This window comes from Streptomyces sp. AB3(2024) (assembly GCF_041862025.1).
GTDB lineage: Bacteria > Actinomycetota > Actinomycetes > Streptomycetales > Streptomycetaceae > Streptomyces.
The window spans coordinates 108,845-129,409 of the sequence record NZ_JBGWAB010000009.1 but is presented as its reverse complement, the minus strand read 5'-3'; the positions used below and the strand labels follow the sequence as shown (position 1 = coordinate 129,409).

Sequence of the window (20,565 nt, the reverse complement as noted above, 5' to 3'; positions counted from 1 at the left end):
CCGGGGCCGGGGCCGGGGCCGTGGCCGGGGCCGGGGCCGCGAGCGAGGTGGCGGCCGGCTGCCAGTACGCGGAGGCCGTCATCCTTCCGCCGCCACGCGGTCGATCAGCGGCTTCAGCCGCCCGGCGCTGACGGCGCCGCCGATGGCCACGGCGACGCGGCCCTCGCGGTCGACGACGAGGGTCGAGGGGATCGTCTGCGGGTTGAGCACCTCCGGCGGGAACCGCAACAGGAGGGCGCCGGTGGGGTCGTGGAGGCTGGGGAAGTCCAGGCCGTGGGCGCGTACGAAGGACCGGGCCGCGTCCCGGTCCCGGTCGCGGGTGTTGATGCCGAGGAAGCGGACCCCGGCGCCCCGGACCTCGCCGCTGAGCAGGGCGAGGTCGCCGGCCTCGGCGCGGCAGGGCGCGCACCAGGAACCCCAGACGTTGAGGACGACGACCTCCCCGCGGAAGGCGGCGAGCGAGACCGGGTTCCCGTCCAGGTCGGTCCCGGTCAGCGCGGGCGCGGGCGGGCGGGCCCGCGGGGCCGCGACCGTGGCGCCGGACGCGGACGTGACGGCGACGGTGCGGGCGGCCGCGGGGGTGCCGGGGGTGGCCGCGGCGGTGCCGGAGGTGGGGGCAGAGGTGGGGGCGGAGGCGGTCCGGGGGCCGGAGGCGGAGCCGTCCGTCACTGTGCCGATCAACAGCAGGGCCGCCGCCACCGCCAGACCGGCGCCGACCGGGAGAACGGCGGCCCTGCGTACCGGCCCTCTCACGGGGCCCACTTGCGCAGGAAGGAGCCGATGCCGTCCGCCGTCAGGGACGGGTTGCCGGTGACGTGGGTGTCGACCCGCGTGGTGCCGGACGGCGATACGACCACCAGTACGGGCATCGTGTACGTCCCGCCGGAGGGGCTGTACTTGCGCAGGAGCGCGGAGTTGGCGGAGCTGTCGCCGCCGATGTCGACCTTGACGAGGTGGTAGTCGTCCGCGAGGAGCGCCGAGGTCGCCGGCTGGGCGAACACCTTGTCGGCGGCCTTGCAGTTCCCGCACCAGTTGGCCCCGAAGTCGAGCAGGACCATCCGGCCGTCGGACTTCGCCGAGCGCAGGGCCGCGTCGATCAGTGCCCGGGCGTCGGCCGAACTGTCGTAGCCGGGACCGGGGACCTTGGCCGGGGCCGGTGCGGGGAGGGCGGCCGACGTCGGCTTGGCGCCGCCCGTACCGGAACCGGAACCCGATCCGGAGCCGGCTGCGCCGCCGCCCTTGCCCGCGCTGCCCGATGAGGAACCGGTGGCGGCGCCGGGTGGCGAGGCCGGGACGGACGCGGAGGCCGAGGCGGAGGCGGAGGGCAGCACCGAGGCGGTGGCGGACACTGCGGGGGACGCGTCCTGGGACGTCCGGTCGGCGGCCGGCGCCGATGCCGGCTTCTGGGCGCCGGCCGGCGCGGCGGATCCGGCGGGCGTGGAGGAGGGCCCGCACGCGGTGGCCAGCCCGGCCACGACCACGGCGGCGGCAACCATCGGCAGGCGCCGGGCGAGGGAGGGACGGGAGGGCGCCGGGCGGCGTCCGGAGCGGACGGACCGGAGCAGGCGAGAGCTCATGGCGAAGACCCCTGGGGCAGGTTCGGACGGCGGGACGGGCGAGGCGCGTCCCGGCTCGGTGAAACCGGGGCCGTCGGTGCACGGGGGCTCGTGCCCCGGTGCCGACGGCCGCTCGGCTGACGCGAGCATAGGGCCGGCGGGGGCCCGTGGAACCGGCTCGGGGCGATCTTGAGGTTGCCCTAAGGAACTGCTCACCTTCCCTTTCGCCGCGCCCCGTCCCCCGGGGGCAGGAGCGTCGCGAACGGGGCGGAACGGACAGGGCGCCCGAGCGGCACGGACCGGGCGACCGGGCCGGGCGACCGGGCGACGCAGCGGCCGGGCGGCCGGGCGACGCGGTCGCCAAGCGGGCCGGAGCGCAGGCGGCCTGCCGTGCCGTCAGAAGGAACTCTCGCGGACGCTCGCCTTGGCCGACGGGGTGATCGTGGCCGTGATCACCGACTGGTGGTCGTCGCCGCTGAAGGTGACGGTGAGGCTGTCGTCGGAGTCCTGCGAGGTGGTCGTCCGGAAGCCCAGGCCGGGAACCGCGGAGATCAGGCAGACGCCCCGGCTCCCGTAACGCACCGTGACTTTGCCGCCCTGTGAGGGGACGGTGTGCAGCCCCGCCCCGCCCTGTTCGCAATCAACGCCGGACCGGGGCGCGCTGGTCCGGGGGGCCTCCGGAGAGGCCTTGGCGGGCGTGGGGCTGGGAGAGGGGGGCGCCGACGAAGGCTGCTGCGTCACGGTCGGCGAAGGGCTGACCGAGGCGCTCGCGGTCGGGGAGGCCTGTTGCGGTCCGGGACTGCCCGCCTGCCAGGCTGGGGGCGTGTCGATGACGACCGGGGCGGAACGCGCGGCGGGGGGCTTGTGGCTGGTCGACCCGACCACGAACTGGACCGTGGCGAGCACGGCGGTCACGCTGGCGGCCGTGCACGACAGCCATATGAGCAGGTAGCGCGGAAGTCGGGGCACGGGCCCATAGTGGCCGACGGGCGCAGGTGCACGTACACCGGTGCCCCGGCCGAACCGGAACCCGTCGCCGGCCGGTTGCGCACGGGGGTGCAACGGGGTGCTCCGGAGTGCTCCGGGTGAACGCGGACGTCCCCCTGGCCGCCGGGCCAGGGGGACGTGGCCGTCCGCGAACCTGCGCGCAGGTGTGCGGGGGCCGCCCTGTGGGGGGTGTGGGGGTTATGGAGGGGCGGCGCGCCGGAAGGAGGTTGAGGGGTTACCCCGGGGTGCCGAAGTCCTGGGTCCACCAGGGGCCGCCGTCGCCCTTGTGGACGCCTATTCCGATCTCCTTGAAGGAGCAGTTGAGGATGTTGGCACGGTGGCCGGGGCTGTTCATCCAGGCCGACATGACCGCGGCGGCGTCGCTCTGCCCGCGGGCTATGTTCTCGCCGAGGCCGGACCACTTGTAGCCGGCCCCCTCCACCCGGCTCGTCATGGTGGACCCGTCGGGCCCGGTGTGCGACATGACGCCGCTGCGGGCCATCGTGTCGCTGTACGCCCGCGCCGCCGCGCTCAGCTTCGCGTTGACCGTCAGGGGGCCGCAGCCGGCGGTGGCGCGCTCCTTGTTGACGAGGGTGAGCACGGCGGACTCGGCGTCCCCGTTGACGGTTCCGGAGCCCGATCCGGAACCAGAACCGGAACCCGAGCCTGAGCCGGAGGAGCCGCCGGAGCCGGTGCCCTTCGTGGAGGTGGAGCCCTGGGCCGGCTTGGCGGGCCGGCCGACGCCCGAGGTGTCCGACGCGCTGTCGGGCCGCGTGGCGTCCTCGTCGGGGGCTGCGGCTTCCTTCGCGTCGCCGGAGCCGGGCTGCGTCCCGGGCGTCCCCGACGGGCCGGCACTCGCGGACGCGCTCGCACTCGTACTCGGGCTCGCACTCGCACTCGCGCTCGCCGACGCCGGGGCGGCCGGGAGCGCCCCGGTGGTGTCCGTCGCCGCCTTCGACGACCCGGCGTCGGACGCAGCGGCTCCGGCTGCCTGCCGGTCCGTACGGTCACCGCCTCCCGAGTCGGCCACCGCGACCCCGACCGCCACCACCGCGGCGGCCGCGGTGACGGACAGCACGATGCGCGTACGCGTCGCCTTCTTCCGGCGGGCCTCGGCGCGGGACGGGGTCGCGGGGGTTCGGCTGCGGCTCATGCCGGTAACACCTCACTGGAGAGGGGACGGGAAGTACGGCCGAGCCTAGGCCGGTGACCAGGGCACATCGCCCCGTGGAGGGGCTTCTTCAGGTTGCCCTAAGGAAGCCCGCAGGATCGACACAGGGATGATCCGGAACATTGCGCCCAACTCCGGCGGCCCTCTTCGGTTCGTCGCGGCGATGTCCGTCCGCCGTTCGCGATCGCGGGCCGTGGTGCGGTGCGCACCGGGCCGTGCGGTCGGTGCTCACCAGTTGGTGCCGGTCTGGGCGCGGGGGCCTGGTGCGGTGGCGCCGGTGCCGGGGTAGAGGTAGAGGGTTCCGGTGCTGGTGGCGGGGGCCTGGACGGCGCTCAGGTCGCCCTTGCCGTCGTTGTCCAAGTCGGCGCCGACCAGCTGGCGCATGGTGTCCCAGTTGGTTCCTGGGGAGGTGCGGTCGCCCAGGGTGGCGGTGCCGTTCAGGGTGCCGGTGCCGGGATAGGCCCACAGGGTGCCGTCGTGGCCGACCGCGGCGAGGTCGGGCTTCCCGTCGGCGTTCAGGTCGCCGGGGGCGGCCAGTTCGGACATGGCGTTCCAGCCGGTGCCGATCCGGACGCGGTTGCCGAGTCCGCCGCCCGCGGTGCCGGGGTAGAGCCACAGCCGGCCCGTCGACGCCTCGACTCCGAGGGTGTCCGGCAGCCTGTCGCCGGTGAAGTCCGCCGCCGTGCGGTCGACGATGCCGGCGAAGGCGGGTACGGCCGCCCAGGAGGTCTTCGCGGCGGTGCGGGCACCGGGGCGTTCGTTGACCGTCCAGAGTTCGTCGGTGCCGGGCAGGAGGGCGAGGTTCTCGTTGTAGATGCCGGTGCGGGTGGTGAGCCACACCGGCTCGCCCGGTTCGGCCCGGTGCAGGCAGCTGGGCTGGTGTTCCGTGCCGCCCTCGACGAACTCGGGGCAGGGCGCGGAGAGGGCCCTTGAGGAGGATCGGAACGACCAGTAGCGACAACTGGTCGTTCTTGGTTCCGGTTCGATGACTCGCCCTGCCTCGGCTGTTCAGCGGTCCTACGGTCCGGGTCATGCCAGTTGATTTCCTCTCTGATGATCAGGTCTCCCGCTTCGGCCGGTTCGCCGCCGTGCCCTCGCCCGGTGAGCTGGAGCAGTTCTTCCGCCTGGACGAGCAGGCGCTCGGCCTGGCCCGTGCGAAGCGGGCTCCGGCGAACCGGCTGGGATGGGCGGTGCAGTGGGGCTGTGTGCGGATGCTCGGGGTGTTCCCGACCGAGGACCTGTCGGTCGTGCCGGCCGCGGTGGTGCGGTTCGCGGCCGAGCAGCTCGACGTCGAGCCGGATGAGTTCGCCGCGTACGGGGCGCGGCGGCAGAACCGGTACGAGCACGCGTGGGAGATCCGGGACGCCTGCGGCTACCGCGAGTTCCCGGCCGCCGAGGACGAGGTCCGCGCGTTCCTGGGGGCGCGGGTGTGGGCGTCGTTGGAGGGGCCGCGGGCGTTGTTCGACCGGGCGGTGGTGTGGCTGGTGGACAACCGGGTGCTGCTGCCGGGGATCACGACGCTGACCCGGCTGGTCGCCGAGGTCCGGGCGAGTGAGAACACCGTCCTGTACCGGACGCTGGACGAGGCCGTCCCGGAGGACTTGCGGCAGACGATGCGCGACCTGTTGAAGGTCCCCGACGGTAAGCGGGTCTCGGCCCTGTTCTCGTATAGCTACGGCGAACGGACATGTAGCGCTGAGTGATTACACGGGGCTGCGGTCACGCTGCTGAAGGGCTGCGAAGTCGGCGTGTGCCGTCTCGACTGCCTCCGGGTACACCCGGGTCTTCTCGTGCTCGGCGAGCGCCCGGTAGATGCTCGCGACCGAGGGGTTCTGCCCCTTGCGCTTGCCAGTGGGGATGATCAGGTCGGGCTGGATCTGCTCGACGGACTCGCCGCCCGAGCGGCGCCGCAGGACGGTGTGCAGCATGTCGTCGGTGATGACCGGGGGCTGGCCGCCGTACTTGCCCTTGCGGGCCGCGGTCTCCAGCCCCTCCAGGGTCGATTCGCGGATGTTCTCCCGCTCCGTCTCCGCCATCGCGGCGAAGAAGCCGAACAGCACCTTGCCGGGGCCGGTGGGGTCGTAGATGCCGGGCAGCGGCCCGGCGAGCATTTCCAGCACCAGGCCGTGCTCGGTCAGATGGTCCGCGAGGGCGGTGAGCTCTGCCGCGTCCCTGCATTGTGCGAAAATGCACGGCTATCTCCTCATGCCGGCACAGGCCAAGTGGGAGAAACCTCGCGGGGTATGGGTGTGTAACATCCCGCGAGTTCTCCTGAGCTCCGCTGAGTCGTTGTCCCCGTGGCCAGGCCGTTCTTCCTGGTTGAGGTGCTGCTCAGCCTTGTGACGCGCTGTCGTACGGGATCTGCGCGAGTTCCGTGCCCCTGTCTCAACGGATCTCGAACCGGTTGTGGACCGGCCGGGATCGATGGTCCCCGGCCGGGCGCGCAGCTTCGGGACCTGCCCCGTGATGCCGAGGTTGTGAGCCTGGCAGCTGGTCTCCCAGTTCCTTGATTTCGCGGAACAGTTGGCGTTGGCGTTCATCGCCCGCACCGGCGCCTTCTACGTACGCGAACTGCCGGGTGGTCTGACGGATGCCGAGAAGGTGGAACTCGCGGCGGCCTTGGTGGAGGACAAGATTCTCCGAGCCAGCGGATGACGCCGCACGGTCCGCAGTCTGGCCGGGCGCAGTCGTACGCGGCGCTCCGCCCGGCCCGTGGCCCGAGTTCGCTCGTCCTGGATGCCCTCGAACTGCTGGGGCGGCGGCACGGGCGGGCCCTGGATATCGGTGCGGGACCGCTGAGCGACGCCCGCCACCTGCTGCGGGCGGGCTTCGACGTCGACGCCGTCGACCCTGATGCGGAGACCCTCCTGTGCGCCATGCGGCTCGGTAACTCCCGGCTGACTGTGATCCCCCGCGACATCCGCGAGGCCGGGATCCCAGCGGGCCGGTATGACCTGGTCCTCGCCGTTCACGTACTGCCGTTCCTGCCGCGGCGGGACCTGCCGGGCGTCGTGGCGGCGATCCAGGCCGGACTGACCGAAGGTGGCCTGTTCTGCTGCACCTTCTTCGGCGTCAACGACTCCTGGGCCCGATGGGGCCGACCCATGACCTTCCTGACACCGCCCGAGGTGCACGGACTGTGCACCGGCCTGCAGTCCGTGGTCGTCACCGAGCGGGAGTACGAGGGGCACGACGCCCACGGCAGACCGAAGCACTGGCACATCGTGTGGGCGATCATGCGGCGAGGCGAGGTGGCGCGAACCACGGGCGGCGAACATCTCGTCAGCACACCGATGCGCGGCGGAGGCGACCTTGGAGAGGTTCCGAGTCGACCGGCAGCGGCCGGCAGCGACCCCCTTGAGGGCGCCAGCCCAGTGACCCATACGGCCGTGCCCCGGTCGGGTGAATGCCGCGCGTCCGCGAGTCCACCCTCGAAGGCCTCGACACCGCCGCCCGCAAGGGCAAACACGGCGGCCGACCCCCGGTCATCACCGAGGACATGCTCCACACCGTCCTCCGGCGACGCGCGGCCGGCGAGTCCGTCGAGCAGATCCAGCCGGACCTGATCATCCCCACCGGCAAGCGCAAGGGGCACAGCCCCTCCGTCGCGAGCATCTACCGGGCCCTCGCGGAACACGAGAAGGCCCAGGCGTACCCCGAGGCCGTCAAGGCGGCCCAGGCCGACTTCGCCGCCCTCCGCCAACGCTCAGCGACAGCCACCGCCACCCAACCCGGCTAACGCCAAAACGCGGTCCGATCCTCCCCGAGGGCCGTTGAGGAGCATCTGAACGAAAACCGGCTGGCCAGACGTCCCGGCCGGTCACCGGCCGGGAGCCGCAGGTTCCTCGCTTCTACAGGACGGCGATGGTGAATCCGCGTCGAAGGCGGCCCTGCCCGTGTGGGCGGAGCCGCCTTCGAAGCGCGTGCCGGGTCAGACGGTGGAGGCGAGCCAGCCGATGGTCTCGGTGGTGTGCTTGCCATCGCTCTTGGTGGCGCCGGCGTGCACCTCGTTCATGCGGATGAGGAAGCCTGTGGTGGTGACCTCGTGGATGCGGATGCCCGGAGTCTCGGGACCGTTGAAGGTCTGCGTCAGCGGGAAGACCACGACGTCGGTGCCCGACGGGAACGGGGTCGGGAACGTGACCCGCGTGAACGTCGAGGTGTTGCCACCGGTCGTCTCGATCGCGTTGTCGGACCGCAGCTCGATCTTGCCGGTCTGGATGAAACTCATCGTCGTGCTCCCATGCTCTGCGGCCTGCGTACGCTCGGCCGTCGCAGACATTCGACCGGACACGCGTCGCGAAGTTGGCTTTATGGCCCAAAGCCCCCCAAACGAGTGGTCGCCTTCAAGGCGGCGGGCAATCATGCCGGTGATCCATTCGATCGCGCGGCGCAAGCCGGACAGCAAACGATCCCTTGAAGCGTGGGGGCGAATACGGTGGGCCGACGGCGGTTTCACCAGCGGCCTTGTCCTTCCGTTCCTACCTGGGCCCCGAACTCCACCGGGCCGCACTCCAGCAGAGCCCCGTCCTGGCCGCTGAATCTGGCGGACCCGCCGAGCGCAAAGCCCACCGGGTCTACGCCGCCCGCCGAGTAGCCGTCGGGCACAGCCCCTCCGTCGCGAGCATCTACCGGGCCCTCGCGCAACACGAGAAGGCCCAGGCTGACTTCGCGGCCCTGCGTCAGCGCTCAGCGACGGCACTCACCAGCTCACAGCGGAGTCGCTACTGACCGGTCCAATTCTCCCCAAGGGCCGAGAGGGTGAAGCCCGCCGCACCTGGGGAGTGCCCGGCCTGGCTCCGGCGACACCGCCCGCCCCGCCACGCGCCGATGGGTCCGGGGCTCTTCCCATGGAATTCTGCACGGACGCCGTTGTCGACCGGTGAGGGACCTCTCCCGACGGCCCGCCCGGACCGGAGCGGCCGGTCGCCTCGGGGGCGGCCGGCCACGCCCGCCTCGACGCGCTCGCCATCGCCCCGGCGGAGGAGGCCGACCTCCCCGGTCTGCTGACCCTGGCCGAACGCCACGAGGGCGCCGAGTCGGCCCGTCTCCTCGGCCGCTGGTGGGGTCACCCCGCGGCCACCTGGGCCACCATTCGTACCGGTACGCCCGCCCCGGCGCGGCCGGGAGCCGGTTCCGGTGTCGCGGCGGAGGCGGCAGCGGAACCCCCGGCCGGGTTCTACGTCCTGCTCGCCCTGCGACCCGACGCGTACGCGGACCCCGTGACCACCACCGACCCGGCCGCGGCCGCCGCCGTGGCATGGCTCGGGGGTGAGGGGGAACTGCGCGCGGGCGAGTACGCCCTGCTGCTGCGGGCCTGGCTGGACCGGGACGCCTACCAGGGCGTGTCCGCCGTCCAGACGCTGCTCACCCTCCAGTTGACCCACCACTACCTCGCCGGGGACAGGCGCCCCGCCCTCACCCTGCTGCCCTTCGCCGACCCCGGGTTCTGGGCCGACGGGCTGGCGTACACCGACTTCGCCCGCCTCCCGGAAGCCGACTTCACCATCGGCTCCCGCACCCACGGGGTGTTCGTCCACGACTGGCGTTGCACGCCCCCGCTGGCCTGGCTGAGCCTCCTGGGCGAGCGGGAGTCGGCCACCGACCCGCTGGCCGTGGCACCGCCCGCCCCCGGACGACGACGGGTCCTCGACGCGGAGACCTTCGCGAGCGGTGTCCGCGAGGCCCTTCGCAGCCTCGGCCGTGTCGGCGGTCTGAGGGCGAACCCCCTGCTCGCCTCCCGGATGGTGGCCGCACGGGCCGGAGAGGCCGCGAGCCAGGACGAACGGGCCGCCGCCCTGGCCGAGGTGCTGCGGGAGGCCGCCGGAGAACTCCAGGCCGCGCCGCACGACAGACGTGCGCACCGCGCGCTGCACCACACCCACTTCCAGCCCGTGGGCACCCAGCAGGGTGCCGCCGACCTGCTGAACCTGCCCCTGTCCACCTATCGGCGGCACCTCGCGGCGGGGGTACGGCGGCTCACCGAGGAACTGTGGCGCCGGGAGCTCGATGCCTGATCCTGATCCCTGATGCCTGAGCGGACAGCGCGGTCCACGCCCGGGTCACACCGCTGCCCTTCCGGTCCTGTCGGTCGTCCACAGGAACAGGGCGAGGGCGGGCGGGGCTCGCCGTCGGGACACAGCGCCCGCAGTCCACGGCGGACGCGGTCACTCACCGACTCTCCCCCTCCCGCACGGCCGCGGAGACAGCGGACCCCGGCCCGTCGGGCGGCGCCGAGCGGGACGTGCCGGTGTGCCCATCCACGGTGTGCACCCCCTGCAGCTCCGGGTGATCATGCGGATACCATTCCAGCCGCCGGTGGAGCTCCGGGCCCACGCCCGTCGCACCGGCCTGCTTCCCCTGCCCGTGTCCGTAGCGCGGCCCCGGTACATCGCCGTGCGGCCTGGAAAGGCACTTCCACTCGCGTCTACGCGGTCATCGCCAAGGACCGCTGGGGCAACCAGCTGTCCCCGAACGACCCGCAGACGGCGACCGCCACCGTCACCGAGCTGGACCTGCGGCCGACCGTGACCGTCCCCGAGGGCGGACGCCTCAACGGCGCGAGCTGGACCGGCGTGGTCTACGGGCCCGACGCGCCCACCTTCTGGTGGCACTGCAACGTCGCCACCCTCTGCGACCCGATCGCCGGGTACCGCGTCAGCCGGTGGAACCCGGCCACCAAGGCGTACGAACCGCTCCACACCGGGCTGTTGCCGGCCGCGGACCGGAGTTACTCGGACACCGGTGCCCAGCCGGGCGGCGCCTACTTCTACGTCTTCGAGGCGGTCCGGGCCGACGGCTCCTCCGTCGCTCTGTACAACTGGCAGAGCATCCGCACGAACCTGGTCTGACCCCCTGCGTCGCCACGTGCGACGGTTCGCGGGCGATGGCCGGGGACCGTCACGAGATCCCGTTCGGCCGCGAGGCCGGGCGGGATCTCGCCGCTTCCGGGGGCGAGCGGCCGTGGTGATCACGGTAGGACTCTGTCCCACCAACACGGCCTCTCGTTGGCGAGATGGCCCACCGACCAGTCGGCCGGGCGGTCGCGGGCGGCGTCGTTGCCCCACACCGCGCGGGCCGGGAAGTGCTGGAGACGGCGCGGGCCGCTGTGACCGAGCGCCTCGGCGAGCGTCCAGCGGTTCGCCCGCTCCACGCCCACACGATCCACAGCTGCCGTGTCTGAGATGTCTGGGACTCAGAGGTGAATTCCGCAGGGGAGTGGCAGAAGCACCCATTTGCCGGAGAGCAGCACCCTTGGTTCCCACCTAGGTTGGGACAGTGAATGTTCAGCGGATTGGATCTTCACCGTGCTGTACCGACGAAGGAGGAAAGCATGGCAGGCAAGGCCAGCGTCGTGTTCGCCCACGGCTTGTGGGCTGATGGCTCGTGCTTCGCAAAGCTCATCCCCGCACTCCAGGCTGAGGGTCGCGAGGTCTTCGTCTCGCAGCACGGCCTCGACTCGCTCGAAGGCGACGTTGCCTGCGTTACCCGCGCGATTGACCACGTGCCCGGCCCGGTCGTGCTCGTGGGCCACTCCTATGGCGGAACGCTGATCACCAAGGCGGGTGTGCACGACCGGGTGGGCGCTTTGGTGTACATCTGCGCGCTTGCCCCGGACGACGACGAGACCTCGACGCAGCACTTGGGCGCATTCCCGAGCTCGCCGGTTTTCGAGCACCTCAAGGTGGCTGACAACCGCATCTACCTCAAGGAGTCGGGCATCGGCCACTTCTGCGGCGACCTGCCTCTGGAGGAGCAGAAGCTCGTGCTGGCGACCGCCAACCCGCCGATCGCGGACCTCTTCGACCAGCAGGTTCCCGGCAACGCCTGGCGAGCCAAGCCGAGCTGGTTCATCGTGGGGACCCAGGACCGCACGGTGAACCCGGACCGGCAGCGGGCTTCCGTCGAACGCATGAAGGCCACGACCGTCAGCCTCGACAGCAGCCACGTCCCGATGCTCTCGCAGCCCGAGGCCGTCCTGGACGTCATCCGCAACGCCGCGAAGACCCTGGAGTAGGGCCGAGGACCGCGAAGCACGCCTCCTTTGGGCATCCGTCCGCGCCGCCGCAGCCGCGCGTTCGTTCGCGCATGACCGCCGACCTCAAAGATCACGATCTACAGCTGCCGTGCCGCCCGTGTCGCCTCCGGCCTTGGGGACCACAACCCCGGCAACAACACCTACCACCCCGGCGATTGCCCGTTCGGGCTGCTGCGCCGGGCACCGGGCTGTCGGGGGACGGGTACGCGGTCGCCAACACGGTGCCGATCGTCCTCTCCATCCTGCTGATCGGAGGGGCCCTCACCGCGGTCCTCGTGCACGAGCCGGTCCTCGGCCGCGACCGGCACCCCGGTGATCGCGCTCGCCGCCGTTCTGCTCGCCACGCCCGGGCGGCTGACCGGTAGGACGGAGTGAACCTCAGGGCGGCGGCCGACGTCGGTGCCGGCGCGGTGCGGCCTGGACGGCTCGTGATCCCCGGGGTGTTCAGGACCGGGTCATGGCGTCACGACGGCGAAGTCCGGGTCGACCGGGCCGAGCAGGTCGACCAGCCGGCCGAGGTCGGCGGGGTCGCCCTCGACGCTCACGGTGCCGTCGGCGAGCGCCGTCGCAATGTCTCGGCCTTCGGCGACGAGAGCGATGAGCGCCGGCCGGGTGAGGGTGAACGTCGTGGAACCGGGTGCGGGGCCGTCGGCGACGCGCTGGTTCAGCGCGCCGTTGCGCACCTCGGTCACGTGGGTGGTCCCCTCGTCGGTGACGACCCAGGACAGCACGATGTGCTCGTCCCAGGCGCGCGGGCCGTCGATCCGGATACCGACACCGGCGAAGACCTGCTGGACCGTCAGCGCCGCCATGATGTCGGGTGAGGCCGCGGTGCTGGGCGTGCCGAACTGCCCGTGCCTCAGTTCGTGGGCGCCGGAGAGGAACGCGTTGCGCCAGGTGCCGTTCTCGGCCCCGAAGCCGAGCTGTTCGAACGCGTCGGCCTGCAGGGTGCGTGCGCGGGTGTGGTCCTCGTCGGTGAACAGGACGTGGTCGAGGACCTCGACCGCCCAGCGGTAGTCGCCCTGGTCGAACGCCCGCCGGGCGGTGTCGACCGCCGCGTCCGGGCCGCCCATCGCCGCGACGTACCGTCGTGCGGCCGCGACCGGCGGGTGCCCCCACAGGTGGGCGGGGTTGCCGTCGTACCAGCCCATGTAGCGCTGGTAGATGGCCTTCACGTTGTGGCTGACCGTGCCGTAGTAGCCGCGGGCGGACCAGGTGGCTTCCAGCGCGGGCGGCATCCGCAGCGTCTCGGCGATCTCCGCGCCGACGCAGCCCACGTTCAGCAGGCGCAGGGTCTGGTCGTGGATGTAGGAGTACAGGTCGCGTTGCGTGCTCAGGAACTCCACCGCGTCCGGGCGTCCCCAGGTCGGCCAGTGGTGGGAGGCGAACACGACGTCGAGCTCCTCGCCCCACAGGCTGATGGTCTCCGTGAGGTAGTCGGCCCAGGCGCGGGCGTCGCGTACTTGCGCACCGCGGAGGGTGAGAACGTTGTGGAGCGTGTGGGAGGTGTTCTCCGCGGTGCACAGGGCCCGGTGATCGGGAAGGTAGAAGTTCATCTCGGCGGGTGCCTCGGTGCCCGGCGTGACCTGGAAGACGAACCGGACACCGGCGGTGGTGAGCGTCTGACCGGTCCTCGTGATGGAGATCGTGGGAGGGATCAGGGTCGCTTCGCCGGTCGAGACGGTCTGGCCCAGGCCGGAACCGATCTGCCCGTACGGTCCCTTGGCCAGCGCGGCACCGTACATGTAGCCGGCGCGGCGGGCCATCGCCGTGCCGGCGAACACGTTCTCCGACACCGCGTGTTCCATGAAGCCGTCCGGCGCGATGATCTGCGTACGTCCCGAGGCGACGTCGTCGGCGCTGACGATGCCCTTCACCCCGCCGAAGTGATCGATGTGGGAATGGCTGTAGATCACCGCCGCGACCGGGCGCGCGCCCCGGTGCTCGGTGTAGAGGGCGAACGCCGCGGCCGCCGTCTCCTTGCTGATCAGCGGATCGACGACGACGACACCGCTGTCGCCCTCGATGACGCTCATGACCGACAGGTCGAAGCCCCGCAGCTGGTAGATGCCGGGAACCACCTCGAACAGCCCGTCCTCGATCAGCAGCCGCCCCTGGCGCCACAGACTCGGATTCACCGTCTCCGGTGCCTCCCCGTCCATGAACCCGTAGGCGTCCAGGTCCCAGACGACCCGTCCGTCCGCCGCGGTGATCTGCCGGACGGCACTGCGGGCGACGAACCCGCGGGCGGCGTCCGCGAAATCCCGCTCGTCGGCCATCGGCATCGCCGCGACCGCGTCCGCCAGGGATCCACGCGTCGCCTCGGTGGCTCGGTTCTGGCTCAAGGTAACTCCGTTCGAGCGACTCGGAACGCACGATACCCACATGATCCCGGCATACGTGGTCAGCCACCTCGCGGCTGTCCGTGTCGTTGCGGCGTAAACCGCGATGAGCCGCCGGGCGGCTTCACCGGCGGCGCGTGCGGTCACGGGGCACCTGACGGGCCCGCTCCGCGTCCGTACGGTCCTCGATCACGGGTGCGGCCGCGGGGCCGACGTCGCCCGCTACCGGGCCGCCGGGCTGGACGCGGACGGGTACGACCCACGAGGGTTTCGGATGGCCGCGCCCACAGCGGGACGGCTACGGCCTGGTGACCCGCATGTTCGTCCTCAACGCACTGCCCGCCCCCGGGGCACGGATGATCTGAGGTATCCGGTCCCGTACCAGCTTGCCCGTGGTGAGCCGCGCGAGCGCTCGTGAGGAGCGACTTCTCGGTCGGGGACGGCGCAGCGGATCCACAGCGCTGGGGTGCCCTGTCGAGCGGCGTGGTCACCGATCCACAAGGTGGCCGGCCGGCCGGGCCGATGGGCCTGCCGGCTTTGCCGGCGAGCCCCTGACGGACCCACTAGCCCGGGTGCCGGTTGCCCACCGAGCCTCAAATCGACCGGGAGAGATAACCGTGACAACCGTCCTGATCGCCGGAGGGGCCGGCTACATCGGCAGCACCGTCGCCTCCGCATGCCTCGACGCGGGTATCACCCCCGTGATCCTCGACAACCTCGTCCGAGGGCGGAGGGAGTTCACCGAGGGTCGCACCTTCTACGAGGGCGACATCGCGGACGGCCCGCTGATCGACCGGATCTTCGCGGAACACCCGGACATCTGCGCCGTGGTGCACTGCGCGGCGCTGATCGTGGTGCCGGAGTCCGTGGCGGACCCGATCGGGTACTACGAAGCGAACGTCAGCAAGTCCTTGTCCTTCGTCGGCCACCTGCACCGCAACGGCTGCGACCGGATCATCTTCAGCAGCTCTGCCTCCATCTACCGGGCCGAGGACGGCTCGCCGGTCAACGAGGATTCGCCTCTGGCTCCGCAGAGCCCCTACGCGCGGACCAAGGCGGTGTGCGAGGGCATGTTCGCCGACATCGCCGTGGCCGGGCCCCGGGTGCTGTCCCTGCGGTACTTCAACCCGGTCGGGGCCGACCCCCGGCTGCGTACCGGGCTTCAGCTGAGGCGGCCCAGCCACGCTCTGGGGGTGCTCATCCGGGCGCACCAGGAAGGGCGGCCGTTCCCGATCACCGGCACGAACTATCCCACCCGTGACGGCACGGGCATCCGTGACTCGTGCACGTGTGGGACCTCGCCGCAGCGCATGTCGCGGCGATCAAGCACTTCGATTCCATCCTCACCGAGTCCGAACGTTCGATCGCGATCAACCTCGGCACCGGCTCGGGCACCACGGTGCGGAAACTGTGCGATGCCTTCAACAGGGTCGTCACCACGCCCCTGACGACCGTGGACGCCGACCCGCGGCCCGGTGACGTAGCAGGCGGCTACACCAAGAGCGACCGGGCAGCCGAGTTGCTGGGGTGGACGCCGAAGCTGTCCGTGGAAGATGGCATCCGATCCGCCCTGGAGTGGATTCCGGTACGCGACGATCCACGCTCGATGTCCCGCATGAGCTGGTCGAGCATGTCTCCTGGCTGATCCATGCCCGTCGGCAGGAGCTGAAATCTCCATGGCGGCGCCTGGGTTGCTTCAAGCAGGCCCTCCTGGCCCTGGCGCATCTACGGAAGAACGAGACGTTCCCGCAGCTCGCGGCAGGTTTCGGGGTCTCCACGGCGACGGCCTGGCGGTACGTCGACGAGACCCTGGACGTCCTGGCGGCGCGGGCGCCCGGCCTGCACGAGGCTCTCGTCGGGCTGGGTGAGGGCGACTTCGTCATCGTTGACGGCACCCTCGTCGGCACCGACCGCGTCCGCGCGGACGAGCCGTACTTGGAATGCGGCGGCGGGGATGTTGATGCCGGCAGCGCGCTCGGCGAGGGAGATGGTGAGGGCGGTACCGGCGATGCCGCGGCGCACTTGGAGGTAGGTCTCCATGTCGCCGGGGGTGCCGCGGAGCCGTCCTATGGCCTCGTGGGCCTGGGCAGCGAAGTAGTACTCCCATTCGTGGGCGGTACCGGCCACCCAGCCTGGGTGCGCGCCGTCGCTGCTACGCGCCCAAAGGTCGGCGAACGCCACCGAGCACGCATCCGCCCCTGATGCGGGGGCAGCGCCGTGCACGATGTCGATCAGTTGCTGGCACAGGGTCGCGGCGCGGGCGGGGTCCTGTCCGAGGGGGTCGTCGAACTGGTCGTCGAAGACGAAGAAGAACGCCATCGCGTCCGCACACAGGTCCAGGGCCGGCCCGGTCGCGTAAGGGAAGCCGCAGGCGGCCAGGAGCGGCATGTCCCACGGCGTGTACCACTGAAGCGAGCGGCCCTCCCCAACCAGACCCATCCGCCGCACCCACGCCAGATTACGCTGCCGCGCGCCCTCCAGATCTGGGCTGAGGGAGCTCGGGAAGGGGAGGCGGAGCTCGATGTCCTGCGGCACGATGTCCTCCGTAAAGCGCGCTGGTCACAGCCGGGTGGAGTCCCCACCAGCTTCCGATGTGGAGCTCACGATCCCTCGGTTCTGGGGTGTGACGAAGCTGGCTGTCAGTCAGATAGTGGCCGGTTTCCACTGGCGTTGACCTCAAGGCAGCGCGGAGGGCTGTGCCTCCGTTCGCGGCCTCCGGAGCATGGAGAACGGCCTCGATGACCTGACCGAGTGGGAAGTCACGACGGCACAAACAGACATTCGCCCATCCGAGGGACGGCAGCCGGGCCGGAAAGCGACCGGGCCCCTTCGGCGATGGCAGCCATCGGGACGGCGTCGGCCAGCGGCCTCGGCCCCGTTCGCGCCGATGTGCGCGCTGGCGACGTCCGACTGGGCGCAGGCGCCGTCGGCCGTGGAGTATCAGATTGCGTCAGGCTCGGAGGTGAGTGCCTTCAGGGTGGTGTCCAACCAGTGCAGCTCGGTGCGGCTGGTGGCGCGTGCGATGGCCAGCAAGCCCTGGCGGAAGGGGTCGTCGAAGTCCTCTGCACCGAGCGGGCGTTCGCCCTCGTAGAAGAAGCTGCTCGGCTCCTGGAGGAAGGTCAGGCGGCGGCGGAGAACTGCGGCTTGCTGGCCGGGGTCCTCCAGGTGGCGCAGGAAGGCCAGGACGGTGAACCAGTGGTTCTCGTCGCTGATCTCGACGCCGTCGGCCTCACGCAGGCGTCGGCGCAGGTCGTCCTGGCCCATGCCGGTCAGGGTGAGGACGTGCCGGGGTGCCGCCCGGGCGCCGGGCTCGGTCTGCCGGCTCAGCAGCCCGGCCTTCTCCAGTCGCTTGATGGCCGGATAGAGCGTGCCGTCAGCGATCGGCCGGACGTGGCCGGTGAGATGCGCGACGCGACGCTTCAGCTCGTAGCCGTGCAGCGGCTGTTCGTACAGGAAACCCAGGATGGCCAGTTCCAACACCACCCCATCATGCCTCACCGCCTCTATATATCGGAGCCGATGTATAGTCTTGGCGATGCTTTCGGATTGCCGGGCTACCGGCTACCGGACATACGACCGAGCGATCGAGTGATGGAGGAGGAGCCATGCGCGACGCCCAGGTGACCCCCGAAGGGGCACGAATCCGCTGGGTGGAGATGCCCGGAGACCCCCGGCGTGCCACCCGTGTCTACCTGCACGGGCTCGGCGCCTCCGCCGCGCCGTACTTCGCGGCCTCCGCCGCGCACCCCGCCCTGGCCGGCCACCGCTCGCTGCTGGTCGACCTCCTGGGCTTCGGCATCAGCGACCGCCCCGCCGACTTCGCCTACACCTTGGAGGGCCATGCCGACGCCGTGGCGGCGGCCGTGGAGGCGGCCGAGGTCCGGGCGGCGGACGTCATCGGGCACAGCATGGGCGGCGCGGTGGCCATCGTGCTGGCCGCCCGCCACCCGCACCTGGTCGGCCGACTCGTCCTGGTCGACGCCACCCTCGACCCGGTGCCCGTAGTGCACGGCCAGCCCGGGGTGAGCGGCATCGCCGCCTATACCGAGGAGGAGTTCCTGGCCAGCGGGTGGCACCAGGTTCGCCAGAACGTCGGGCCGCACTGGTGGTCCACCATGCGGCTGGCCGGGCGTGAGGCGCTGTACCGCAGCGCGATGCACCGAGCCCTCGGCACCGAGCCCGCCATACGCGACATACTGATGGCCCTGCCGATCCCGCGCACCTACCTGCGGCCGGAGGCCAACCAGCCGCTTCCCGGCGCGCAGGAACTCGCTCGGGCGGGAGTCGAGGTGGTATCGATCCCGGACTGCGGACACAACATCATGCTCGACAACCCGGAGGCCTTCGCCCATGCCACCGCCTGCGCCCTGCGAGAGGCCTGACACTGAACCGGGATTCGGTGGTGGTAGTACGGGGTGCGGACGGTTGAGCCGGCGCCCGGGTAGGCGCGGTCCGCGAGGATGAAGATCTGGCGGGTGAGGCAGGCTTGGACGATGCCGTGGGCTCGGGCCGCGGTCAGGTCGTGGGTGCGGCCGGGCAGAGCGCGGGAGAACCACAGGGGTGCCGTCCGGCCGTGCGATGACCTGCACGTTCATCCCGTGGCGGCGGTGCTTCATCGAGTAGTACGGCTCGTCCGCGCGGACGCGGTCGGTGCCGACGAGGGTGCCGTCAACGATGACGAAGTCGCCCTCACCCAGCCCGACGAGAGCCTCGTGCAGGCCGGGCGCCCGCGCCGCCAGGACGTCCAGGGTCTCGTCGACGTACCGCCAGGCCGTCGCCGTGGAGACCCCGAAACCAGCAGGGCCCCTCGAACGCCGGTGTGTTGAGTGAAGTCACCACGCCAACGACCAGGGGCCCTGCCCTGTCACCACTGACCTCCCTGACCAGCACCTTCACTCCGTCAGAGGCGGGATGAAAAGGGTTCAGTGAGGGCATAGTGCGTGTGGAGAGATCATGCTGTGCTCGTGGGCGGAGCTCGTGGCCGACGAGCGGGCATACGGGCTCTCGGCGTGGCCCCAGACGAACCTCGGCAAGGCGACTGAGCTGTTGCGTCAGGCCGTTGCCGAGGTAAGGGTCTCCGATCAGGGGGTCCTTCGGGTGCTGTTCGCGGGCGGATGGCGTCTGCTGGTGCCGACCAGTGACGAACGGTCAGCGTGGACGGTGGCGGTCCAGGGCGGTGGGCTTCTCACCGCGAGACCCGGGGGCGGGGTGGCGGTGAGCGGCTCCAGCTCCGGCATCAGGTCGTAGTCCGACCTCGTTCGGTGATCTGGGCTTCGAGGTCGGCGACGCGCCGGTCCAGGAAGCGGAGGTCGGCGCGCGCGGCTTCGAGTCGCCTCGGCGTTCAGCGCGCGTTCACGCCAGGTCGACTCGCGCCCGTCCTCCTGCTCGGCGAGGCTTCGGCGGCTCCGGCCTCAGGGTCGTCGTGGAGGAGGGTGCGGGAGACGTCCGCGCGGCGGGCGCCGGCGGCGACGCCGACCGGGGCTTTTTCGCGGCGGAGGCGGGTGATGGCCTCATGGGCCCCCGTCCGAGCGCGGTCCGTGTCTTGCGGTGCCGGGCGGCGAGAGTCTCGGCGGTACGGGCCCGGGGACGGTGGCCGGTGTTCACGGGACCTGCCCTGCCATGTCGTCCGCGCTTTCGGAACCAGAAGAGGCTCCGTCCTTACCGGCCCTCGTCGAGGGGGACGTCGCCGAGCCGAACACTGAGCTGGGTGCCCAGTTCCCGGAACCCCAGAGCTACAGCCACACGCCGTGATGGACAGGACCGTGCTCTCCACTGCGGCAGCAACCCGGCATCGAGCGCATGGGCCACTGCTGCGGACGCCACGACCCGGGCCAGGCGCCGGCCCCGACAGTGGGGGGCAACCAGCACACTCAGGTGGGCTACCGACTGCGGCCAGGACCGGTACCCGGCTGCAGCTACCACCTCATCGCCCCGACGAAGACAGAACGCTGGAGAAGAGATGTCCTCCAGACCGCTCTCGTCTGTTTCCTCCTCCCCCGCCAGGGCCAGCAGCGCGACCAGGCCGCCATCACCGCTCGGCGACTGCTCGACCCCGATGCCTTCATGCGCGGGAAGAAAGCCGTCGTGGCCGAGATAGAAGAGCGAAGCCGGCCCGAGAACATCGAGAACGGGCAGCACCGCACGCAGACGAGCGACGTCAACGACCTCTTCGTGGGTCATCCTCCGCGCGGCGTCGTCCACCAGCCCGGCAGCCTGCACGCTCGGCGCAGTGACGAGGACGGCGTCACCGATCCGCACGATCCCGGTCCACGATGGCGGACACAACCGTGACCCGGGCGCGACCACGACCTGTGCCCCTCCTGAAGGACGGAACTCGACCGGTGAGCCCGCCAGCTCCGCCCAGAGCTCCCGGGCGCGCACAAGCAAGAGATCGTCAGCCATGGCCGCATCCTGCCGTCTCCGCAGCCGAGGCGCGGCAGGATTCCTACCGGACAGCCCATACCGCAAAAC

At 71.4% G+C, this 20,565-nt stretch carries 21 protein-coding genes and 4 pseudogenes; 12 read left to right on the top strand and 13 right to left on the bottom strand.

Annotation, left to right across the window (positions count from 1 at the left end; translation table 11 throughout):
• Positions 1 to 78: 78 nt before the first annotated feature.
• From ACEPPI_RS06625 to ACEPPI_RS06605, 5 genes are all read right to left on the bottom strand, one after another.
• Complete coding sequence (locus tag ACEPPI_RS06625) at positions 79 to 753, bottom strand: TlpA family protein disulfide reductase (protein ID WP_373914284.1); 675 nt, start codon at positions 751 to 753, stop codon at positions 79 to 81.
• A complete protein-coding gene (locus ACEPPI_RS06620) occupies positions 750 to 1,577 on the bottom strand; it encodes a thioredoxin family protein (protein WP_373914283.1) in 828 nt (275 codons plus the stop codon). Before ACEPPI_RS06620 ends, ACEPPI_RS06625 begins: the two co-directional genes overlap by 4 nt.
• 375 nt (positions 1,578 to 1,952) lie before the next feature.
• Positions 1,953 to 2,525 (bottom strand): hypothetical protein, encoded by a 573-nt coding sequence (locus tag ACEPPI_RS06615; protein ID WP_373914282.1) that lies wholly within the window; start codon positions 2,523 to 2,525, stop codon positions 1,953 to 1,955.
• A gap of 253 nt (positions 2,526 to 2,778) precedes the next feature.
• Positions 2,779 to 3,696, bottom strand: a complete 918-nt coding sequence (locus ACEPPI_RS06610) for a CAP domain-containing protein (protein WP_373914281.1) — start codon at positions 3,694 to 3,696, stop codon at positions 2,779 to 2,781.
• A 246-nt stretch (positions 3,697 to 3,942) separates the two neighbouring features.
• Positions 3,943 to 4,554, bottom strand: a complete 612-nt coding sequence (locus ACEPPI_RS06605; protein WP_373914280.1) for an FG-GAP repeat domain-containing protein — start codon at positions 4,552 to 4,554, stop codon at positions 3,943 to 3,945.
• Between the two features lie 191 nt (positions 4,555 to 4,745).
• On the opposite strand from ACEPPI_RS06605, the gene ACEPPI_RS06600 reads away from it, so the two are divergent.
• Positions 4,746 to 5,417 carry a DUF4158 domain-containing protein gene (locus ACEPPI_RS06600; protein ID WP_373914279.1) on the top strand — a complete coding sequence of 224 codons (672 nt, stop codon included), beginning with the start codon at positions 4,746 to 4,748 and terminating at the stop codon, positions 5,415 to 5,417.
• Here ACEPPI_RS06600 and ACEPPI_RS06595 read toward each other — a convergent pair whose 3' ends face one another.
• Complete coding sequence (locus tag ACEPPI_RS06595; protein ID WP_373914290.1) at positions 5,418 to 5,903, bottom strand: recombinase family protein; 486 nt, start codon at positions 5,901 to 5,903, stop codon at positions 5,418 to 5,420.
• A 334-nt stretch (positions 5,904 to 6,237) separates the two neighbouring features.
• Here ACEPPI_RS06595 and ACEPPI_RS06590 point away from each other — a divergent pair, with 334 nt between their 5' ends.
• The 3 genes and pseudogenes from ACEPPI_RS06590 (at position 6,238) to ACEPPI_RS06580 (ending at position 7,453) form a co-directional block, all read left to right on the top strand.
• Positions 6,238 to 6,369 (top strand): hypothetical protein, encoded by a 132-nt coding sequence (locus tag ACEPPI_RS06590; RefSeq protein ID WP_373914278.1) that lies wholly within the window; start codon positions 6,238 to 6,240, stop codon positions 6,367 to 6,369.
• Positions 6,366 to 6,830 (top strand): annotated as a pseudogene (locus tag ACEPPI_RS06585) (class I SAM-dependent methyltransferase); the annotation flags it as partial. The gene ACEPPI_RS06590 and the pseudogene ACEPPI_RS06585, both read left to right, overlap by 4 nt.
• A gap of 290 nt (positions 6,831 to 7,120) precedes the next feature.
• Entirely contained in the window at positions 7,121 to 7,453 is a 333-nt protein-coding gene (locus ACEPPI_RS06580) for a hypothetical protein (protein WP_373914291.1), read from the top strand.
• A gap of 192 nt (positions 7,454 to 7,645) precedes the next feature.
• Here ACEPPI_RS06580 and ACEPPI_RS06575 read toward each other — a convergent pair whose 3' ends face one another.
• Positions 7,646 to 7,945, bottom strand: a complete 300-nt coding sequence (locus ACEPPI_RS06575) for a hypothetical protein (RefSeq protein ID WP_373914277.1) — start codon at positions 7,943 to 7,945, stop codon at positions 7,646 to 7,648.
• Positions 7,946 to 8,181: 236 nt separating this feature from the next.
• On the opposite strand from ACEPPI_RS06575, the gene ACEPPI_RS06570 reads away from it, so the two are divergent.
• The 3 genes from ACEPPI_RS06570 to ACEPPI_RS06560 all read left to right on the top strand — a co-directional run bounded on the left by ACEPPI_RS06570 (position 8,182) and on the right by ACEPPI_RS06560 (position 10,565).
• Positions 8,182 to 8,445: a hypothetical protein gene (locus ACEPPI_RS06570; RefSeq protein WP_373914276.1), complete on the top strand. Its 264-nt coding sequence runs from the start codon at positions 8,182 to 8,184 to the stop codon at positions 8,443 to 8,445.
• Positions 8,446 to 8,936: 491 nt separating this feature from the next.
• Positions 8,937 to 9,731 carry a hypothetical protein gene (locus ACEPPI_RS06565; RefSeq protein ID WP_373914275.1) on the top strand — a complete coding sequence of 265 codons (795 nt, stop codon included), beginning with the start codon at positions 8,937 to 8,939 and terminating at the stop codon, positions 9,729 to 9,731.
• A 510-nt stretch (positions 9,732 to 10,241) separates the two neighbouring features.
• Entirely contained in the window at positions 10,242 to 10,565 is a 324-nt protein-coding gene (locus ACEPPI_RS06560) for a hypothetical protein (RefSeq protein WP_373914274.1), read from the top strand.
• A gap of 119 nt (positions 10,566 to 10,684) precedes the next feature.
• On the opposite strand, the gene ACEPPI_RS06555 is transcribed toward ACEPPI_RS06560, so the two are convergent.
• Positions 10,685 to 10,867 (bottom strand): hypothetical protein, encoded by a 183-nt coding sequence (locus ACEPPI_RS06555; protein WP_373914273.1) that lies wholly within the window; start codon positions 10,865 to 10,867, stop codon positions 10,685 to 10,687.
• A 180-nt stretch (positions 10,868 to 11,047) separates the two neighbouring features.
• On the opposite strand from ACEPPI_RS06555, the gene ACEPPI_RS06550 reads away from it, so the two are divergent.
• Positions 11,048 to 11,731, top strand: coding sequence for an alpha/beta fold hydrolase (locus ACEPPI_RS06550; protein WP_373914272.1), 684 nt, complete (start codon positions 11,048 to 11,050; stop codon positions 11,729 to 11,731).
• A gap of 476 nt (positions 11,732 to 12,207) precedes the next feature.
• Here ACEPPI_RS06550 and ACEPPI_RS06545 read toward each other — a convergent pair whose 3' ends face one another.
• Positions 12,208 to 14,097: an alkyl/aryl-sulfatase gene (locus ACEPPI_RS06545; protein ID WP_373914271.1), complete on the bottom strand. Its 1,890-nt coding sequence runs from the start codon at positions 14,095 to 14,097 to the stop codon at positions 12,208 to 12,210.
• Positions 14,098 to 14,711: 614 nt separating this feature from the next.
• Here ACEPPI_RS06545 and ACEPPI_RS06540 point away from each other — a divergent pair.
• Together ACEPPI_RS06540 and ACEPPI_RS06535 are read left to right on the top strand one after the other, a co-directional pair.
• Positions 14,712 to 15,542, top strand: a complete 831-nt coding sequence (locus ACEPPI_RS06540) for an NAD-dependent epimerase/dehydratase family protein (protein ID WP_373914270.1) — start codon at positions 14,712 to 14,714, stop codon at positions 15,540 to 15,542.
• A gap of 115 nt (positions 15,543 to 15,657) precedes the next feature.
• Positions 15,658 to 16,029: pseudogene (locus tag ACEPPI_RS06535) on the top strand (transposase family protein); the annotation flags it as partial.
• A 48-nt stretch (positions 16,030 to 16,077) separates the two neighbouring features.
• Here the strand turns inward: ACEPPI_RS06535 and ACEPPI_RS06530 are convergent.
• Both ACEPPI_RS06530 and ACEPPI_RS06525 read right to left on the bottom strand, forming a co-directional pair.
• Positions 16,078 to 16,413, bottom strand: a pseudogene (locus ACEPPI_RS06530) (terpene synthase family protein); the annotation flags it as partial.
• A 621-nt stretch (positions 16,414 to 17,034) separates the two neighbouring features.
• Entirely contained in the window at positions 17,035 to 17,574 is a 540-nt protein-coding gene (locus ACEPPI_RS06525) for a PadR family transcriptional regulator (RefSeq protein ID WP_373914269.1), read from the bottom strand.
• A 125-nt stretch (positions 17,575 to 17,699) separates the two neighbouring features.
• Between ACEPPI_RS06525 and ACEPPI_RS06520 the strand changes: the two genes are divergently transcribed.
• Complete coding sequence (locus tag ACEPPI_RS06520; protein WP_373914268.1) at positions 17,700 to 18,476, top strand: alpha/beta fold hydrolase; 777 nt, start codon at positions 17,700 to 17,702, stop codon at positions 18,474 to 18,476.
• A 14-nt stretch (positions 18,477 to 18,490) separates the two neighbouring features.
• Here ACEPPI_RS06520 and ACEPPI_RS06515 read toward each other — a convergent pair.
• Positions 18,491 to 18,893, bottom strand: a pseudogene (locus ACEPPI_RS06515) (transposase family protein); the annotation flags it as partial.
• 154 nt (positions 18,894 to 19,047) lie between these two features.
• Between ACEPPI_RS06515 and ACEPPI_RS06510 the strand changes: the two are divergent.
• Positions 19,048 to 19,341: a DUF6188 family protein gene (locus tag ACEPPI_RS06510; RefSeq protein WP_373914267.1), complete on the top strand. Its 294-nt coding sequence runs from the start codon at positions 19,048 to 19,050 to the stop codon at positions 19,339 to 19,341.
• A 411-nt stretch (positions 19,342 to 19,752) separates the two neighbouring features.
• Here ACEPPI_RS06510 and ACEPPI_RS06505 read toward each other — a convergent pair whose 3' ends face one another.
• Entirely contained in the window at positions 19,753 to 20,496 is a 744-nt protein-coding gene (locus ACEPPI_RS06505; protein WP_373914266.1) for a GNAT family N-acetyltransferase, read from the bottom strand.
• Positions 20,497 to 20,565 lie beyond the last annotated feature (69 nt).

Coding starts and splice junctions, on each gene's coding strand:
- ACEPPI_RS06620 (WP_373914283.1), bottom strand. CDS start 1,577: ATGAGCTCTCGCCTGCTCCGGTCCGTCCGCTCCGGACGCCGCCCGGCG.
- ACEPPI_RS06610 (WP_373914281.1), bottom strand. CDS start 3,696: ATGAGCCGCAGCCGAACCCCCGCGACCCCGTCCCGCGCCGAGGCCCGC.
- ACEPPI_RS06600 (WP_373914279.1), top strand. CDS start 4,746: ATGCCAGTTGATTTCCTCTCTGATGATCAGGTCTCCCGCTTCGGCCGG.
- ACEPPI_RS06580 (WP_373914291.1), top strand. CDS start 7,121: ATGCCGCGCGTCCGCGAGTCCACCCTCGAAGGCCTCGACACCGCCGCC.
- ACEPPI_RS06575 (WP_373914277.1), bottom strand. CDS start 7,945: ATGAGTTTCATCCAGACCGGCAAGATCGAGCTGCGGTCCGACAACGCG.
- ACEPPI_RS06550 (WP_373914272.1), top strand. CDS start 11,048: ATGGCAGGCAAGGCCAGCGTCGTGTTCGCCCACGGCTTGTGGGCTGAT.
- ACEPPI_RS06520 (WP_373914268.1), top strand. CDS start 17,700: ATGCGCGACGCCCAGGTGACCCCCGAAGGGGCACGAATCCGCTGGGTG.
- ACEPPI_RS06510 (WP_373914267.1), top strand. CDS start 19,048: ATGCTGTGCTCGTGGGCGGAGCTCGTGGCCGACGAGCGGGCATACGGG.
- ACEPPI_RS06505 (WP_373914266.1), bottom strand. CDS start 20,496: ATGGCTGACGATCTCTTGCTTGTGCGCGCCCGGGAGCTCTGGGCGGAG.